The 18155-nt window shown below is 39.5% G+C and carries 15 protein-coding genes and 1 other annotated feature; of the genes, 13 read left to right on the top strand and 2 right to left on the bottom strand.

Features of this window, described 5'->3' with window-relative positions:
- Positions 1 to 101: 101 nt before the first annotated feature.
- The 5 genes from tig to yihA all read left to right on the top strand — a co-directional run bounded on the left by tig (position 102) and on the right by yihA (position 8061).
- Positions 102 to 1379: a trigger factor gene (gene tig / locus TY15_RS04560; protein ID WP_040207748.1), complete on the top strand. Its 1278-nt coding sequence runs from the start codon at positions 102 to 104 to the stop codon at positions 1377 to 1379.
- Positions 1380 to 1839: 460 nt separating this feature from the next.
- Positions 1840 to 3099 carry an ATP-dependent protease ATP-binding subunit ClpX gene (clpX, locus tag TY15_RS04555; protein WP_040207749.1) on the top strand — a complete coding sequence of 420 codons (1260 nt, stop codon included), beginning with the start codon at positions 1840 to 1842 and terminating at the stop codon, positions 3097 to 3099.
- A gap of 143 nt (positions 3100 to 3242) precedes the next feature.
- Positions 3243 to 4910: an ATP-dependent protease LonB gene (lonB, locus tag TY15_RS04550; RefSeq protein WP_040207750.1), complete on the top strand. Its 1668-nt coding sequence runs from the start codon at positions 3243 to 3245 to the stop codon at positions 4908 to 4910.
- A gap of 245 nt (positions 4911 to 5155) precedes the next feature.
- Positions 5156 to 7483, top strand: coding sequence for an endopeptidase La (lon, locus tag TY15_RS04545; protein WP_040207751.1), 2328 nt, complete (start codon positions 5156 to 5158; stop codon positions 7481 to 7483).
- Positions 7480 to 8061, top strand: a complete 582-nt coding sequence (gene yihA / locus TY15_RS04540) for a ribosome biogenesis GTP-binding protein YihA/YsxC (RefSeq protein ID WP_040207752.1) — start codon at positions 7480 to 7482, stop codon at positions 8059 to 8061. The genes lon and yihA overlap by 4 nt, the downstream gene beginning before the upstream one ends.
- A 71-nt stretch (positions 8062 to 8132) precedes the next feature.
- Here yihA and TY15_RS04535 read toward each other — a convergent pair whose 3' ends face one another.
- Positions 8133 to 8621 (bottom strand): LiaI-LiaF-like domain-containing protein, encoded by a 489-nt coding sequence (locus TY15_RS04535; RefSeq protein ID WP_040207754.1) that lies wholly within the window; start codon positions 8619 to 8621, stop codon positions 8133 to 8135.
- A 277-nt stretch (positions 8622 to 8898) separates the two neighbouring features.
- On the opposite strand from TY15_RS04535, the gene hemA reads away from it, so the two are divergent.
- From hemA to ysxE, 8 genes are all read left to right on the top strand, one after another.
- A complete protein-coding gene (gene hemA, locus TY15_RS04530; protein WP_040207755.1) occupies positions 8899 to 10242 on the top strand; it encodes a glutamyl-tRNA reductase in 1344 nt (447 codons plus the stop codon).
- A 12-nt stretch (positions 10243 to 10254) separates the two neighbouring features.
- Complete coding sequence (ccsA, locus tag TY15_RS04525; RefSeq protein ID WP_040207756.1) at positions 10255 to 11088, top strand: cytochrome c biogenesis protein; 834 nt, start codon at positions 10255 to 10257, stop codon at positions 11086 to 11088.
- A 15-nt stretch (positions 11089 to 11103) separates the two neighbouring features.
- On the top strand, positions 11104 to 12042 hold the full coding sequence (hemC, locus tag TY15_RS04520) for a hydroxymethylbilane synthase (RefSeq protein WP_040207757.1): 939 nt from the start codon (positions 11104 to 11106) through the stop codon (positions 12040 to 12042).
- Positions 12036 to 12821 (top strand): uroporphyrinogen-III synthase, encoded by a 786-nt coding sequence (locus TY15_RS04515; RefSeq protein WP_040207758.1) that lies wholly within the window; start codon positions 12036 to 12038, stop codon positions 12819 to 12821. The genes hemC and TY15_RS04515 overlap by 7 nt, the downstream gene beginning before the upstream one ends.
- A 55-nt stretch (positions 12822 to 12876) precedes the next feature.
- Positions 12877 to 13857, top strand: a complete 981-nt coding sequence (gene hemB / locus TY15_RS04510; protein WP_040207759.1) for a porphobilinogen synthase — start codon at positions 12877 to 12879, stop codon at positions 13855 to 13857.
- A gap of 25 nt (positions 13858 to 13882) precedes the next feature.
- Entirely contained in the window at positions 13883 to 15169 is a 1287-nt protein-coding gene (gene hemL / locus TY15_RS04505; RefSeq protein WP_040207760.1) for a glutamate-1-semialdehyde 2,1-aminomutase, read from the top strand.
- 142 nt (positions 15170 to 15311) lie between these two features.
- Complete coding sequence (gene spoVID / locus TY15_RS04500; protein WP_040207761.1) at positions 15312 to 16415, top strand: stage VI sporulation protein D; 1104 nt, start codon at positions 15312 to 15314, stop codon at positions 16413 to 16415.
- An 89-nt stretch (positions 16416 to 16504) separates the two neighbouring features.
- On the top strand, positions 16505 to 17542 hold the full coding sequence (gene ysxE, locus TY15_RS04495) for a spore coat protein YsxE (protein WP_040207762.1): 1038 nt from the start codon (positions 16505 to 16507) through the stop codon (positions 17540 to 17542).
- A 20-nt stretch (positions 17543 to 17562) separates the two neighbouring features.
- Here ysxE and TY15_RS04490 read toward each other — a convergent pair whose 3' ends face one another.
- Positions 17563 to 17754 (bottom strand): hypothetical protein, encoded by a 192-nt coding sequence (locus TY15_RS04490; RefSeq protein ID WP_040207763.1) that lies wholly within the window; start codon positions 17752 to 17754, stop codon positions 17563 to 17565.
- 160 nt (positions 17755 to 17914) lie between these two features.
- Positions 17915 to 18147 (top strand) — a binding site (T-box leader).
- Positions 18148 to 18155 lie beyond the last annotated feature (8 nt).

Genomic DNA, 18155 nt, shown 5'->3' with positions numbered 1-18155 from the left:
TTTACATTAAAAAAATGGAAAAGTGGCTTGATGGACAAGCCGTATTCCGACTCAAATTCGTTACGAATGAAATGAGAATAGATTTGTTGGAGGGAAAAGGAATGACAGCAAAATGGGAAAAGTTAGAAGGGAACCGCGGCGTTCTTACAGTTGAAGTTAGTGCAGAAAAAGTAAACGAAGGCTTAACTGCAGCCTTTAATAAAGTTGTTAAACAAGTAAATGTTCCAGGCTTCCGTAAAGGTAAAATGCCACGTGGAATGTTTGAAAAACGTTTCGGTGTAGAATCACTATATCAAGATGCAATAGATATCCTACTTCCTGAAGCATATGGAGAAGCGATTGATGAAACTGGTATTGAGCCAATTGATCGTCCTGATATCGACGTCGAGCAAATCGAAAAAGGCAAAGCATTAATCTTCAAAGCAACTGTACAAGTAAAGCCAGAAGTAAAATTAGGCGACTACAAGGGATTAGAAGTTGAAGAATTAGAAGTTGCTGTAACAGACGAAGATGTTGCAAATGAATTGAAAACAATGCAAGAGCGCCAAGCTGAGCTAGTAGTGAAAGAAGAAGGCACAGCTGTTAATGGTGATACCGTTGTTCTCGACTTCGAAGGATTCGTTGATGGCGAAGCATTCGAAGGCGGAAAAGCTGAAAACCACACACTTGAACTTGGATCAGGTTCATTCATCCCTGGTTTTGAAGAGCAATTAGTTGGAGTTGCAGCTGGGGAATCGAAAGAAGTAGAAGTAACTTTCCCTGAAGAATACCATGCGGCAGAGCTTGCAGGCAAACCAGCTGTGTTCAAAGTAACTGTTCATGAAATTAAAGGAAAAGAACTTCCTGAGTTAGATGACGAGTTTGCAAAAGACGTCGATGATGAAGTTGAAACATTAGACGCCCTTAAAGAAAAAATTAAAACTCGTTTAGACGAAAGCAAAAAGCATGAAGCAGAACATCACCTTCGTGATTCAGTTGTGGAAAAAGCTGCTGAAAATGCAGAAGTTGAAATTCCTGACGTAATGGTTGACACTGAAGTGAACCGTATGCTTCAAGAGTTTGAACAACGTTTACAAATGCAAGGTATGAATCTTGAACTTTACTTCCAATTCTCTGGTCAAGACGAAGCTGCGCTACGTGGCCAAATGAAGGAAGAAGCTCAAGGTCGCGTTAAGGTGAACCTTACTTTAGAAGCGATTGCTAAAGCTGAAAACCTTGAAGTAACAGAGGAAGATGTAAATGCTGAGTTAGAGAAAATGGCTGGCATGTACAATATGACTGTTGATACAATCATCCAAGCACTTGGCGGCGTTGATGGTATCATAGGAGATCTTAAACTTCAAAAAGCTGTAAACTTTCTTGTTGAAAACAAGAAATAATGAATAAAAAAACAAGGCGCGATAAAAATCGTGCCTTGTTTTATACATATTTTTCAATTACATATTATAATAAGGACAGGGAATCCTTTTTAATAACTAGCTGCAACATCTAGCGGTAATTTGAGTTACAGAATAAATTTTTGCGAGTTGCGCTTTTCTTTTAAAAAGGAAGGAAAAAACGCTTACGATATCGAATAATAATTTCCATAAGATGTTTTAGATTTATTATTCAATATAATGGTTAAGATGAATGGGTACATATGTTTATTAATTGACTTACACAAACAAAAAAAGAGAAAATGAAAACATAATGATCTAAAGCGTTTTATTTCCAGTCCCTAGGTTTTATGTGTTACAATGCAAAATACATACCAATGAGCAATGAGAAAAAACTCGGACTTTGTTTGTGTAATTCACGAGCTTCACAAGGGTTTTAACACGTTTTGAGAGGGTGAAAGGATTGTTTAAATTTAATGATGAAAAAGGGCAATTAAAGTGTTCCTTCTGTGGGAAAACACAGGATCAAGTTCGTAAACTAGTTGCAGGGCCGGGAGTATATATATGTGATGAATGTATCGAGCTGTGTACTGAAATCGTTGAGGAAGAACTTGGTACGGAAGAAGAAGTAGAATTTAAAGACGTTCCAAAGCCAAAGGAAATCTGCGAAATTCTTAATGAATATGTAATCGGTCAGGACCAAGCGAAGAAATCGCTGTCTGTTGCAGTTTACAACCATTACAAGCGCATCAATTCTAATAGCAAAATTGATGACGTAGAACTTTCAAAAAGTAATATTTGTATGATTGGACCAACTGGTAGTGGTAAAACATTATTAGCACAAACATTAGCGCGGATTTTGAATGTACCGTTTGCGATTGCGGATGCTACCTCTCTTACTGAAGCAGGATATGTTGGTGAAGATGTAGAAAACATCTTACTTAAACTAATTCAAGCTGCCGACTATGATGTAGAAAAGGCCGAAAAAGGTATCATTTATATCGATGAAATTGATAAAATTGCTCGTAAATCTGAGAATCCTTCGATTACAAGAGATGTATCTGGCGAAGGTGTTCAACAGGCCTTATTAAAAATTCTTGAAGGTACGGTTGCAAGTGTTCCGCCTCAAGGGGGAAGAAAGCACCCGCATCAAGAATTTATCCAAATTGATACAACGAACATTTTATTTATCTGTGGGGGAGCATTTGACGGTATTGAACCGATTATCAAACGCCGCCTAGGTCAAAAGGTAATTGGTTTTGGTTCGGATGTTAAGAAAGTGGAAGTTGATCAAAAAGAGCTACTTTCAAAAGTATTGCCTGAAGATTTACTTCGTTTTGGTTTAATTCCAGAATTCATTGGTCGTCTTCCTGTCATTGCTAGCCTTGAGCAATTAGATGAAAAAGCATTAATTGAAATTTTAACAAAGCCAAAAAATGCGCTTGTGAAACAATATCAAAAAATGTTGGAAATCGATGATGTGGAATTAGAATTTGAAGAAGGTGCATTAACGGAAATTTCTAAAAAAGCAATTGAGCGAAAAACAGGTGCTCGTGGTTTACGTTCGATTATTGAGGGAATCATGTTGGATGTTATGTTTGATCTTCCGTCACGTGAGGATATCACGAAATGTATTATCACAAAAGAGACGGTTTTAGAAAATAGTCTTCCGAAACTAGTGTTAGAAGATGGAACTGTTGTGGTCGAAGAAAAGTCCGCATAAGTATTGAAAAGACCTGGCTGATAAGCTGGGTCTTTTTGTGTACCCAGCCCATATGTTGTTTTTATATTTTATGGTTTATTCCGTGGTGATGCAGGAAATACTGATTAATATATATTTAGTATTTTGTTGCAGGAGGGAAAAGTATGAGTTGGACGGGGATTGCCTTATTTATACAGCTTTTTTTCGGGATTATCATTGGGCTGTATTTTTGGAATTTGCTGAGGAATCAGCGTACACAAAAAGTGTCCATTGATCGGGAATCCCGGAAAGAAATGGAACAGCTTCGGAAAATGAGATCGATATCTTTAACAGAACCATTATCTGAAAAGGTGCGCCCTACAAGCTTTAATGACATTGTAGGACAAGAGGATGGAATTAAATCTTTAAAAGCAGCATTATGTGGACCGAATCCACAACACGTCATTATTTATGGACCACCAGGAGTTGGTAAAACAGCCGCAGCACGCCTCGTGTTAGAGGAAGCTAAAAAGAATGTAAAATCTCCCTTTAAACCAGCATCTGTCTTTATCGAATTAGATGCGACAACAGCGAGATTTGATGAAAGAGGTATCGCTGACCCGCTTATTGGATCTGTACATGACCCTATTTATCAAGGAGCCGGCGCGATGGGCCAGGCTGGGATTCCGCAGCCAAAACAAGGAGCAGTAACCAACGCCCACGGTGGTGTTTTGTTTATCGATGAAATTGGAGAACTTCATTCAATTCAAATGAACAAGCTGCTTAAAGTATTAGAGGATCGGAAGGTTTTCCTCGAAAGTGCTTATTATCATGAAGAGAATAATCAAATTCCCACCCATATTCATGATATTTTTAAAAATGGACTTCCGGCAGATTTTCGTTTAATTGGAGCGACAACTAGAACGCCAAGCGAAATTCCTCCCGCTATTCGTTCCCGTTGTATGGAGGTATTCTTCCGTGATCTTAATCAGGAGGAGATTGTAACTGTTGCGAAAAAAGCTGCGGATAAAGTAAACATGCAAATAAATGAAACAGGTATTAACACCTTATCTACATATGCAAGAAACGGGCGTGAAACGGTTAATATGATTCAGATCGCTGCGGGATTAGCCATTACGGAAGACCGCAACTTTATTAAGGATGAGGATATAGAGTGGGTGATCCATTCCAGCCAAATGACTCCTAGAATGGAAAGAAAGATTAATGATATTTCACATGTTGGTCTTGTAAATGGGCTTGCGGTTTATGGGCCGAATTCTGGGGCACTGCTTGAAATTGAAGTAACAGTCATTCCAGCAAAAGAAAAGGGTTCGATTAATATTACTGGAATTGTGGAAGAAGAAAGTATTGGCGGTCAAGGGAAATCTATCCGTAGAAAAAGTATGGCGCGCGGTTCAATTGAAAATGTGATTACTGTATTGCGTTCAATGGGGGTGCCGGCAAATGATTATGACATCCATGTTAATTTTCCTGGCGGCGTGCCAATCGATGGACCATCTGCGGGAATTGCGATGGCGACAGGAATTTACTCAGCCATTTATAAAATTCCTATTGATAATACCGTGGCGATGACAGGAGAAATCAGTATTCATGGCAATGTGAAACCGATTGGCGGGGTATACCCTAAAGTAAAGGCAGCCCGTAAGGCTGGAGCCAAAACGGTCATTATTCCTGAAGAAAATATGCAAACCATCTTAAATGAAATTCAGGGAATCAATATTGTACCCGTTACCCATCTTCATGAAGTGTTTGAAATTGCATTAGTAAATGAATATCAAAAAATAGATGTTATTCCTGCTTCGGTTGAATTAACGAAAAAAGAGTCAATTTAACAAAAAAGCTTCGGTTTGTTGAAAAAACATTCCGAAGTTTTTTTATGAAAAAGTCGAGAGGTGCTATTTATGTTTTGGTCGAAAGAAAATTATATTATTGGGGAAAAATAATTATATTGAAAAAGAAATCAGACTCCATTCTCAAAAAATAGACACCTAAAAACAAATAAGATAGAATTGTACAACAAAGACTATTCTGCTTAACAGTGGAAAAACAGGATTTTTGCATGTGGAGGTGCAGTAATTTGGCGAAACAGAATGAATTGATCGTTCCCCTCCTGCCGCTTCGAGGATTGCTCGTCTATCCGACAATGGTTCTTCATTTAGATGTAGGCCGTGAAAGATCTGTGCAAGCACTTGAGAAAGCAATGGTGGATGACCATTTAATATTCTTAACCACTCAGAAGGATGTCTCGATTGATGAGCCTACCGCAGAGGACTTATACAAACTTGGAACATTAACAAAGGTTAAGCAGATGCTTAAGCTTCCAAATGGGACGATTCGAGTATTGGTAGAGGGCTTAAATCGAGCTGAAGTTATTTCTTTTTATGATGAAGAGGACTATTACTCCGTTAATATCGTTACCTATGAGGACCCTGAAACAAAAGATGTTGAGGATCAGGCCTTAATGAGAACGATGTTGGACTATTTTGAGCAATACATAAAGTTATCTAAAAAAATCTCTGCAGAAACCTATGCTTCTGTTGCTGATATCGAGGAACCTGGTCGAATGGCAGATATCATTGCATCCCATTTACCAATTAAATTAAAAGAGAAGCAAGAAATTCTCGAAATGATCGATATTAAGAAGCGAGTAAATAGTGTAATTAATACGATTCATAATGAAAAAGAAGTCCTTAATCTTGAAAAAAAGATTGGACAGCGTGTCAAGCGTTCGATGGAGAGAACACAAAAAGAATATTACCTTCGAGAGCAAATGAAGGCCATCCAAAAGGAACTTGGCGATAAGGAAGGTAAAACGGGTGAAATCGCGGATTTGACAAAGAAAATAGAAAATGCCGATATGCCTGAACATGCCTTAAAGGCCGCCATGAAAGAATTGGACCGTTATGAAAAGGTGCCAACAAGCTCAGCTGAAAGTGCGGTCATCCGCAATTATATTGATTGGCTTATTTCCATCCCATGGTCGAAAAAGACAGAAGATGACATTGATATTCTCCGTGCTGAAAAGATTTTAGACGAAGACCATTATGGACTTGAAAAAGTGAAGGAACGGGTCCTGGAATATTTAGCGGTCCAAAAACTGACCAATTCCTTAAAAGGCCCCATCCTATGTCTTGCAGGACCTCCGGGAGTCGGAAAAACAAGTCTTGCTCGTTCAATTGCTACCTCGCTTAACCGTAATTTCGTTCGAGTCTCTCTTGGTGGTGTTCGAGATGAATCAGAAATCCGCGGCCATCGGAGGACATATGTTGGAGCCATGCCAGGCCGAGTTATCCAGGGGATGAAAAAAGCGGGTACGATTAATCCTGTATTTTTACTAGATGAAATCGATAAAATGTCGAGTGATTTCCGTGGCGATCCTGCAAGTGCATTGCTTGAAGTATTGGACCCAGAGCAAAATCATAATTTTAGCGATCATTATATAGAAGAAACATACGATTTATCAAAGGTTATGTTTATCGCGACTGCTAATAATTTATCAACTGTTCCAGGTCCATTGTTAGACAGAATGGAGATCATTACGATTGCGGGCTATACGGAGCTTGAAAAAGTTCATATCTGTAGAGATCATTTATTGCCAAAGCAAATTAAAGAAAATGGGCTGACAAAAGGCACTCTCCAAGTCCGTGACGACGCCATTCTAAAGGTAGTTCGCTATTACACTCGTGAAGCAGGGGTGCGAAGTCTAGAGCGTCAAATGGCAACTCTTTGCCGCAAGACTGCGAAAATTGTTGTCTCTGGAGAGAAGAAGCGAGTTATTATTACCGAAAAAAATGTGGAGGAATTCTTAGGAAAATCAAGATTCCACTATGGAATGGCTGAGGCTGAAGATCAAGTAGGGGTTGCGACAGGTTTAGCTTATACAACTGTTGGCGGCGATACTTTGCAAATTGAGGTTTCTTTATCCCCTGGAAAAGGAAAACTTGTGTTAACCGGTAAGCTTGGTGACGTGATGAAAGAATCAGCACAAGCAGCTTTTAGTTATATTCGATCAAAAACACATGAACTTGGGATCGACGAGGATTTCCATGAAAAATATGATATTCATATCCACGTTCCTGAAGGGGCTGTTCCGAAAGATGGGCCATCAGCTGGAATCACCATGGCGACAGCGCTCGTATCTGCGTTAACCGGCCGACCTATTCGACGGGAAGTCGGTATGACCGGTGAAATTACTTTGCGTGGCAGGGTCTTACCAATTGGTGGATTGAAAGAAAAATCACTCAGTGCACATCGTGCAGGGCTTACTAAAATCATTATTCCAAAGGATAATGTGAAGGATCTAGATGATATTCCGGAAAGTGTTCGGAATGAATTAGCCTTTGTTCCTGTATCCCATGTCGATGAAGTTTTAAAGCATGCGTTATTAGAAGGAGACAACAGATGAAAGTAGTAAGTTCAGAGATCGTCATCAGTGCAGTGAAACCAGAGCAGTATCCGGAAACCGAGATTCCTGAATTTGCCCTTGCAGGTCGTTCCAATGTTGGTAAGTCTTCATTTATCAATAAGATGCTTAACCGAAAGGGACTGGCTCGAATTTCATCCAAGCCTGGAAAGACACAAACACTAAATTTTTATATTATTAATGAGATCCTTCATTTTGTCGATGTTCCAGGGTATGGATATGCGAAGGTTTCAAAGACTGAGCGGGCTGCTTGGGGGAAAATGATTGAGACGTATTTTACAAGACGTGAACAATTACGAGCGGTTGTCCTCATTGTGGACCTGCGCCATCCTCCAACCAATGATGATGTGATGATGTATGACTTTTTAAAGCATCATGAAATTCCTGTGATCATCATCGCTACGAAGGCAGACAAAATTCCTAAGGGGAAATGGCAAAAGCACTTGAAGGTTACTAAAGAAACCCTAGAGCTTGATCCAAATGACCATATCGTCCTGTTCTCTTCTGAAACAGGTCTAGGTAAAGATGAAGCATGGTCGATTCTTAAGAGTTATATGTAAACATAAGAAAGCCAGGTGCAAAATATGCGCCTGGCTTTACTATGTTTAAATGGATTTAAAAGATTGAGCTGTTATTTTTTCTTTTTTAGTAGAAAATATATACCAATAACGATTAGAAGTGCTGGCCAAAATTTCCAAATGAAATTCATCCCACTTTGGAGAAACCCTAGATATCCAGCAATTTTATCATAAAAAAGCATGAGTACAGAAATAATGAGGAAAAGGAATGCCTGGAATAGGCCATTATTCGTTTTTTGAAAACGAAGGAAAAATCCGACAGAAATGATGAGGATCAACATCCCAATCGTATTAGTGGGCCAAAAAGATACATGACCAGCAAGATGAAAATGAAGACCGAACCCCGTCATGATGACGCCAGGAAGAATGGCTTCGTATTCCCTTGCCGAAAAGCCTTGACCTAAAAAGGCGATACCGACTATAACGATTAAGGTAGGCCAAGAATAAAATTGTTGAAAAAGTGTTAGCTCAGTCTGCTGTAATAAAAAGTATGCTCCAAATCCAATTAGAATAATTCCTGGGAAAATCCGTTGATTTTTCATGAAAACACCACTTCCAGTAAGGTTCACTTGAATCTAGTCCGTTTTTTTGATACTGTACATAAGGAAGCATTTTGCCATATATATTTTATTATCGATTATAAATTTATTAAAGCAGTTTAGCTCTATCTAAGATAAAAAAGTCTGTAGATCGCGAGTTTCACTTTATCTTATCACATAGTTTCGTTTTCTGTTCACATTTTTCGAGCAAAAGTCGAATTTGCTCGTGATATAATTTTACTAGTTACTTTTGTAAACTTTTTGGGGGTGTATTAACTACATGCATATATTAGTCATCGGTATTAACTATAAAACTGCCCCTGTAGAAATCCGAGAGCGGTTAACATTCAATGAAAATGACCTTATGGATGCAATCAAAACGCTAAGTAAAAAGAAAAGCATCCTAGAAAATATTATTTTGTCTACATGTAATCGTACAGAAATTTATGCGGTCGTGGATCAACTACATACAGGCCGTTATTATATTAAGGAATTTCTGTCCGAATGGTTCGGAATTCCTCAAAAGGAATTCTCACCATTCCTATTTGTATATGAAGATGATGGTGCGGTTGAACATCTATTTAATGTGACCTGCGGACTTAATTCGATGGTTTTAGGGGAGACACAAATCCTTGGACAGGTCCGCTCAAGCTTTTTGTTAGCACAACAAGAAGAAACAATTGGATCGGTATTTAACCATTTGTTTAAACAGGCGGTTACCCTTGCTAAACGTGGTCATTCAGAAACAGATATCGGTGCTAATGCAGTTTCTGTCAGCTACGCGGCAGTAGAATTAGCCAAAAAAATCTTTGGTTCCCTTGAGAATAGACATGTGTTAATTTTTGGGGCAGGTAAAATGGGAGAACTAGCAGCTCAAAATCTGCACGGAAACGGCGTGAAAAAAGTTACCGTCATCAATCGTACCTATGATAAGGCCAAAGACCTAGCCAGCAGATTTAATGGGGAAGCAAGAAATATAGCTGAATTAGAGCGTTCTCTTGTTGAGGCAGATATTCTCATCAGCTCGACAGGTGCAAAAGACTTTGTCATTTCCAAAGAAATGATGGCAAAGGTAGAGAAAAAGCGGCGAGGCAAACCGTTGTTTATGGTTGATATTGCCGTGCCACGTGATTTGGATCCGAAGATTGCCGAACTCGAAAACGTCTTTTTGTATGATATTGACGATTTAGAGGGGATTGTGGAAGCAAATTTACAAGAGCGCCAAAAAGCAGCAGCAAAAATTATGCTCATGATTGAAAAAGAAATTGTCGATTTTAAACAATGGCTCGGTATGCTTGGGGTGGTTCCTGTTATTTCTGCACTTAGGGAAAAAGCCCTTGCCATTCAGTCAGAAACAATGGATAGCTTGGAGAGAAAACTACCAAACTTATCTGATCGCGATTTGAAAGTATTAAATAAGCATACGAAAAGCATTATTAACCAATTATTAAAAGATCCTATTTTACAAGCAAAAGAATTGGCAGCAAGACCGGATGCAAACCAAGCAATGGAATTCTTTATGAAAATCTTTAATATAGAAGAACTTGTTCAGGAACAACATTCGAAAATAGCCGAATCCAATTCGATAAAGGTTGGAGAAGTTCAGGCTTCTTTTCAGTCATAAGGGGTCCTAGCTATGTTTGACGTCTTTATGACAAGACTTCATGAATTAACGGTTGTTCTATATGCCTTCAGTGTGTTGTTATATTTTTTCGACTACATTCATCATAACCGGAAGGCAAACCGTATTGCCTTCTGGTTACTTGCATTTGTGTGGATTTTGCAAACGGTATTTCTATTTTTTTATATGACGAAAATGGGTAGGTTCCCTGTCCTAACTATCTTCGAGGGTCTCTATTTTTATGCGTGGATATTAGTGACATTATCAATTGTCATCAATCACTTATTACGTGTGGATTTTATTGTGTTTTTTACAAATATCCTTGGCTTTACCGTCATGGCCATTCATACATTTGCTCCAGTGCAATACTCATCCCATATTATGGCTAAGCAATTAGTTTCGGAATTACTGTTAATTCATATTACTATGGCTATTCTTTCTTATGGGGCATTTTCCCTATCGTTCGTATTTTCTTCCTTATATTTGCTCCAATATGATTTGTTGAAGAGAAAAAAGTGGGGAGCGAGACTGATCAGGCTGGCGGATTTAAATAAACTTGAAAAATCTTCTTACATATGTGCTGTTATAGGTGTTCCGATGCTCCTGCTTGCACTGATCTTGGGCTTACAGTGGGCTTTTCTAAAGGTTCCGGGAATGCCATGGTACGATATGAAAATAATTGGGTCATTTTTACTACTAACGGCCTATAGTATTTTTTTATATTTACGCAGTGTAAAAAATCTCTCAGGCAGAAATTTAGCATTGTGGAATACAGCATCATTCTTAATCGTTTTAATTAACTTTTTCTTATTTGGTCGATTATCATCATTTCATTTATGGTATGCATAACCTTAGGAGGCAATCATGAGAAAAATTATTGTGGGTTCTAGACGAAGCAAATTGGCTTTAACACAAACAAATTGGGTAATGGAGCAGCTTAACAAACTGGACCCTAATTTTGAGTTTGAAGTAAAAGAAATTGTGACAAAAGGTGATAAAATAGTAGACGTTACCCTTTCAAAGGTTGGCGGTAAAGGCCTATTTGTGAAGGAAATCGAACAGGCAATGCTGGATAAAGAGATTGATATGGCTGTTCATAGTATGAAAGACATGCCCGCTGTCCTACCTGAAGGTTTGACCATCGGCTGTATCCCATTTCGTGAGGACCACCGTGATGCCTTGATTTCTAGGGGTCATGTCAAATTAGCTGATTTAAAGCCCGGGGCGATAATTGGGACGAGTAGTCTTCGCCGCAGTGCTCAGCTATTAGTTCAGCGTCCGGATTTAGAAATTAAGTGGATTCGTGGGAACGTCGATACAAGATTAGCTAAATTAGAAACGGAAGAATACGATGCGATTATTTTAGCTGCTGCAGGACTTTCTCGCCTTGGTTGGGCTAAAGACGTTGTAACGGAATTTATCGATGCAGATATCTGTGTTCCGGCCGTCGGTCAAGGGGCATTATCGATTGAATGCCGCAAGGATGATACAGAACTACTGGAACTTTTTGAGAAATTCACCTGCAAGAAAACAGAAAGAGCGGTACGGGCTGAGCGTGCATTCCTTCAAAAAATGGAGGGCGGCTGCCAGGTGCCAATTGCTGGTTTTGCTCGAGTAGAAGAAAACAATGAAGTAGTATTAAATGTATTAGTTGCCTCACCTGAAGGGCATGAGGTCTTTAAAGAAGAGCTACGAGGGCAAAATCCGGAAGAGCTGGGAATTCAGGCTGCCGATTTATTGATTAAAAAAGGAGCCAAAGACCTAATTGATAAGGTTAAGCGGGAGCTTGAGGGTCAATGCTAAATACCAAACCTTTGCTTGATAAAAAAGTACTTGTTCCTAGAGGAAAAGATCAAGCAAAATCCTTTTCACAGCAAATTGCGAGGTACGGAGGGATTCCAATTGAAATCCCTCTAATTGCCTTTCGTCCGATTGAAAATAATCAGCATCTTCAAGACTGCTTGCAGGCTCTTAGTACATATGATTGGATCATTTTTACGAGTAATGTAACGGTTGAAACCTTTTTTTCTTTTTATAAAAAAGAGGAGGTCAACGAGAACTTTCCGAAAATAGCTGTGATCGGGAAAAAGACTGCCGCCGTTTTGAATGAGCTAGGGTTACCCGTGGCATTTGTTCCATCTGCCTATGTTGCCGAAGTATTTATTAATGAATTTTTGCCAATGATTGAGAGCGGTACAAAGATACTGGTTCCAAAGGGGAATCTCGCTCGTGAATACATTGCCAGTTCTTTAACGGATGTGGGTGCATTGGTGGATGAAGTGGTTATTTATGAAACCTATATGCCTGAGGAAAACAAATTAAGGCTTGCACAAATGTTGGCTGAACATCAACTTGATATTCTCACATTTACTAGTCCATCCACAGTGGATCATCTCATGTCTGTTGTCGAAGAGTTTCATTTGGACGAGCAACTGAAAGATTCTTTGATTGCCTGTATTGGACCGGTTACGGAAAAAAAACTTCTTGAGTATGGATTGACAGTTCATGCTTCACCACAGGAGTACACAGTGAATGAAATGCTTCATTGTACGATTGCCTTTTTAGAAAAAACGCAGGACTGATTGGATCATTTCATGAAAAATATGTTATTAGTTTATCAATTTTGGGGGTCATAATATGGAACAACAATTTAATCGTCACCGCCGTCTACGTTCAAGTGCAAGCATGCGCTCACTAGTGCGAGAAAATCACTTAAGACCAGAGGATTTTATTTATCCATTATTTATATATGAAGGTGAAAATATTCGTAATGAGGTTTCATCCATGCCTGGAGTCTTCCAAGTATCAATGGACAATCTTCAAGCTGAAATGGAAGAAATTGTGGCACATGGAATTAAGTCTGTCTTATTATTTGGTATCCCTAAAACGAAAGATGCTTGTGGGGAACAAGCTTATCATGACCATGGCATCGTTCAAGTAGCAACCCGTTATATAAAGGAAAAATTCCCAGAGATCATCATTGTGGCTGATACTTGCCTATGTGAATATACAGACCATGGGCATTGTGGAGTGGTTGAAGGGGACAAGGTCCTAAATGATGAATCACTGGAATTGCTTGTTAGAACAGCCGTTGCTCAGGCGAAGGCAGGGGCAGATATTATTGCACCATCTAATATGATGGATGGCTTTGTTACTGCGATTCGGGCAGGGTTAGATGAAGCCGGGTTCACTGAGATTCCAGTTATGTCGTATGCCGTGAAATATGCATCTGCTTTCTATGGTCCTTTCCGTGAAGCAGCAGAAGGTGCACCGCAATTCGGTGATCGTAAAACGTATCAAATGGATCCAGCAAATCGGATGGAAGCATTTAGAGAAGCAGAATCGGATGTCGCAGAAGGTGCTGACTTCTTAATCGTGAAGCCTGGTATGCCATACCTTGATATTGTTCGCGATATGAAAAATAATTTTAATCTACCTATTGTTATTTATAATGTGAGCGGCGAGTATGCCATGATTAAAGCTGCAGCGCAAAACGACTGGATCGATGAGAGAAAAACGGTGCTTGAAATGTTAGTTGGGATGAAGCGTGCAGGCGCAGATTTAATTATTACCTATCACGCCAAAGATGCATGCCGCTGGTTAAAAGAAGAGGAATAAACCATATTTGAAAAGAGGGAATAAAATGCGTTCGTATACAAAGTCGATTGAGGCATTTAAAGAAGCCCAAACCTTAATGCCAGGCGGTGTTAATAGTCCGGTGCGTGCCTTTAAATCCGTAGATATGAGTCCGATTTTTATGGAAAGAGGCAAAGGGTCTAAAATTTATGATATCGACGGCAATGAATATATTGATTATGTGCTTTCATGGGGACCGCTCATTTTAGGTCACTCTAACGACCGTGTGGTGGAAGCATTGAAAAAAACGGCAGAGCAAGGCACAAGCTTTGGCGCACCGACTTTATTTGAGAATAAATTAGCACAGCTTGTCATTGAGCGCGTGCCATCTATCGAAGTAGTTCGAATGGTAAACTCAGGAACGGAAGCAACGATGAGTGCGTTACGCTTAGCTCGCGGCTTTACTGGTCGTAATAAGATATTAAAATTCGAGGGCTGCTACCATGGTCACGGTGATTCATTGTTGATTAAAGCTGGTTCTGGCGTTGCTACACTGGGCTTACCTGACAGCCCTGGTGTTCCAGAAGGGATTGCAAAAAATACAATCACAGTCCCATACAATGATTTAGAGAGTGTCAAATATGCATTCGAACAGTTTGGGGAAGATATTGCTTGTATTATCGTCGAGCCTGTTGCCGGAAATATGGGACTTGTTCCACCACTCCCTGGCTTCTTAGAAGGATTGCGCGAAATTACAACAAAAAATGGTTCCTTGCTGATTTTTGATGAGGTTATGACTGGTTTCCGAGTAGGTTATAATTGTGCTCAAGGATATTTCCATGTAACGCCGGATCTCACTTGTCTTGGGAAGGTAATCGGCGGTGGACTACCTGTTGGAGCCTATGGTGGTAAAGCTGAGATCATGCAGCAAATTGCACCAAGTGGTCCAATCTATCAAGCAGGAACCTTATCAGGTAACCCACTTGCCATGACAGCTGGGTTAGAAACCTTAAGTCAATTAACACCTGAGCACTATCAAGAATTTATCCGTAAAGGTGACCTGCTTCAAAAAGGGTTTGAGGCAGCTGCTGCAAAGTATGATATTCCAATTTCGTTTAATCGCGCGGGTTCGATGATTGGTTTCTTCTTTACGAACGAAGCAGTTATCAACTATGAAAAAGCGAAGAGCTCTAATTTGGAATTCTTTGCGGCCTATTATCGTGAAATGGCTAATCAAGGGGTGTTCTTACCGCCTTCACAATTTGAAGGCCTATTCCTATCAACAGAGCATTCTGATGAAGATATTGAAAAGACAATTAAAGCTGCTGAGGTTGCCTTCTCACGGCTCAAATAAGAATTGGTCCCAGACACCCACTTTTATTAGTGGGTGTTTTTTTATTACGACAAAGGTATTTTTAACATAATTAGAAGCTTTACCTCATAGAGTGTAAGTGACATAGTGATTTTGCGTGGAGGATACGAAAGGAGGAGTCGCTTTGTCCCAGGAGAATCAATCGTGCCTACGATTTTCCTTGGAGGAGTCGTTGTGGTTTAGAAAAGGACAGGAAGTCGAGGAACTAATCTCGATTTCTCTAGACCCAGACATCACCATCCAGGAAAACGATCAGTACGTAACCATACGTGGTTCATTGGAGCTAACCGGTGAATATAAAAGTTACGATGCCAATGAGGTAAGTGAAGATGAAGGGTTAACTTCACAAAAATTTGTCGAGAGGGTTGCAGAACGAGAGGAAGAGGGGAGCTGTGAATTTTCGCATCGCTTCCCAGTTGATATCACGATTCCGAATAATCGGATTCAAAGTATTTATGATATTGATGTCCTCGTAGAATCATTCGATTATACCCTGCCAGAACGAAGTTGTTTGAAATTATCAGCAGAGCTGACGATTAGTGGTTTATACAGCACTGAGCAACAAGAGGAGCAAGCGCAGGAACAAGTTCAGCAAGAACTGGAGTATGAGGTCCTTCACCGTTCTGAATCCGAATATGAAGAAGACACTTTGGAAGAAGTGGAAATCGAACAGCCTTCAGTTCAGAGTAGTTTTGAAGACAACTTTTTATTTGAAGCAGAGGCAAGAAAACGGCAGGAGGAAGAACCTGTTGAAGTATTTCCGAAATTTCCAACCTTCAACTATCAGCCACAGGTTGATGATGAGGTGGAAGATTACGAGCCTGCAGTGAATTTCCAAGAGGCTAGAAATGAAGATAGACCGCATGAGGATGAAGAAATTGTAGTAATTGTCGAAGAAGAAACCAATCCTCACTTTGAAGAAGAAGTCATAATTTTAGAAGAAAGCTCATCGTCTTCTTCTGATGAGGCTCCAAAACAAGTGAAAAAGAAAAAGGCTTCTAAAAAGAAGAGTATGACCTTAACAGAGTTTTTTGCTCGGAAGGATGAAAGTTCCGCCCAAACCAAATTAAAGGTATGCATCGTGCAAAAAGGAGATACCGTTGATAGTTTGGCAGACCGCTATGATGTGTCTGTACCTAATCTGCTTCGCGTTAATAATCTCGAATTAAATCAAGATATTTTTGAGGGTCAGGTATTATACATTCCTGATGCCCTTGCCAAAAAATAAACCAAACTGAAAAGATGAGCGGGTTTCTTTGACCTGCTCTCCTTCTTTTAAAGCAGACCGCTGTTTATTTGAAAGAGAGATGAGATGTCATGAGCGACTCAAATCGAATTGAAAGTGTTATGCCCATCTTAAAAAATTATTTGGTTGAACCTTATTTTGTTGAGGATTACGGGATCGTTCAAAAGGTTTATTCGAATAAAGGGACCTTTGCTTTAAAGAAAATCCCACCTACGATCGGAACTGATTTTATTCGTCATGTCCACCTACTTTATCAAAAAGGATTTAACCGTATTGTCCCGATTTATCCAACGATGGATGGGCGATACGCAGTGCTTCATGAAAATAATCTTTATTATTTAATGCCCTGGATGCCGAATGATCAAAAAGAAGATCGGGAGCACAAAAATCAGCAGCTATTCCGAGAATTGGCACGCCTCCATACCCTGTCTGCTAAAGAAACTACAGTCAGCAAAGAAGAAAGAACAGAGCACTATGATATGACCATCCAACAGCTTGAAAAACATCAAGAATTCCTTGATGGCTTCGTTGACGAATGTGAAAAAAAGACTTATATGTCCCCCTTCGAATTATTATATTGTTTATACTACAATGAAATTAGTCAGGCCTTACGATTTTCGAAATCAAAGTTTGAAGAATGGTATGAGAACACGAAGGAAAGTGAGAAAGCCCGGATGGTGATCACCCATGGGAAATTATCGTCAGAGCATTTTCTTTATGATGATCGGGGGTACGGCTTTTTTATTAACTTTGAGAATGCCCGTTATGGCTCCCCCATTCACGATCTCCTCCCCTATTTATCACGTGCACTAAATACAAATCCAAAACGGAATGATACCGCCCTTGATTGGGTGTATCATTATTTCAAATACTTTCCCTTTAAAGAGGATGAAAAGCTGCTCTTCTACAGTTATTTAGCCTTGCCAATCCCGATTATACAGGTGGCAGAAAGCTATTACCGTAAGAAACGACCTAAAAATGAAATGAAATTTGTACGCCAGCTGCAACACCGGTATTGGCACTTGAAAAATTCTGAATATATCGTGATGCGGATGACAGAAGTTGAGAACCAACAGAAGCAAGCAAAAGAAGGAGCCCAGCCGCAGTAGTCACCTGCATAATGGGCTCCTTAAAAAATGTCAAAATAAAGTGACACAGCAATAACAAGAAAACAGGTTAATAATAGCACATCTAGGACGGTCGGTAAAAATAGTGTGCGGATAAATTGAAAAATGCTAAATGGGACAATCAATTGTGCCGCGATTTTTCGGCAAGTGATAAACCAAGGACGGTATTTGTATTTGTGGAAATTACGCTTCAAGCGAGATCCTCCCCATATAGAAATGACATTTATTTTATATATATTCCTAAAGCCTATAGAAGTTCTCGACAATCATACATATTGTATAAAATATAAAAAAAATGGATATCATGTTGACGTCTACCCCGTTTTTTCGGTAGTATAACAATATAATTTAAAAAGTAATGCGAAGACAGGGAAGAGTACGATGCACTCCTGCTTATAGAGAGGGAAATCATTTGCTGGAAGATTTCCTAGGCAGAACGTTGGAAGGTCGCCCTAGAGCTTCTTCTGCGAACGGAGGAATCCTAGTAGTGGAAGACGGATAAAATCCGTTATCTAAGTTAAGAGCCAATCGTGCTTTTGGATTGGAAAAAAGGTGGTACCGCGAAGCAAACTCCATTCGTCCTTTTATGACGAAT

This window comes from Neobacillus jeddahensis (assembly GCF_000612625.1).
Taxonomy (GTDB): Bacteria; Bacillota; Bacilli; order Bacillales; family Cytobacillaceae; genus Neobacillus; species Neobacillus jeddahensis.
Note: the sequence above shows the minus strand (reverse complement) of the source record. Positions and strands in the feature narration are given on the sequence as shown.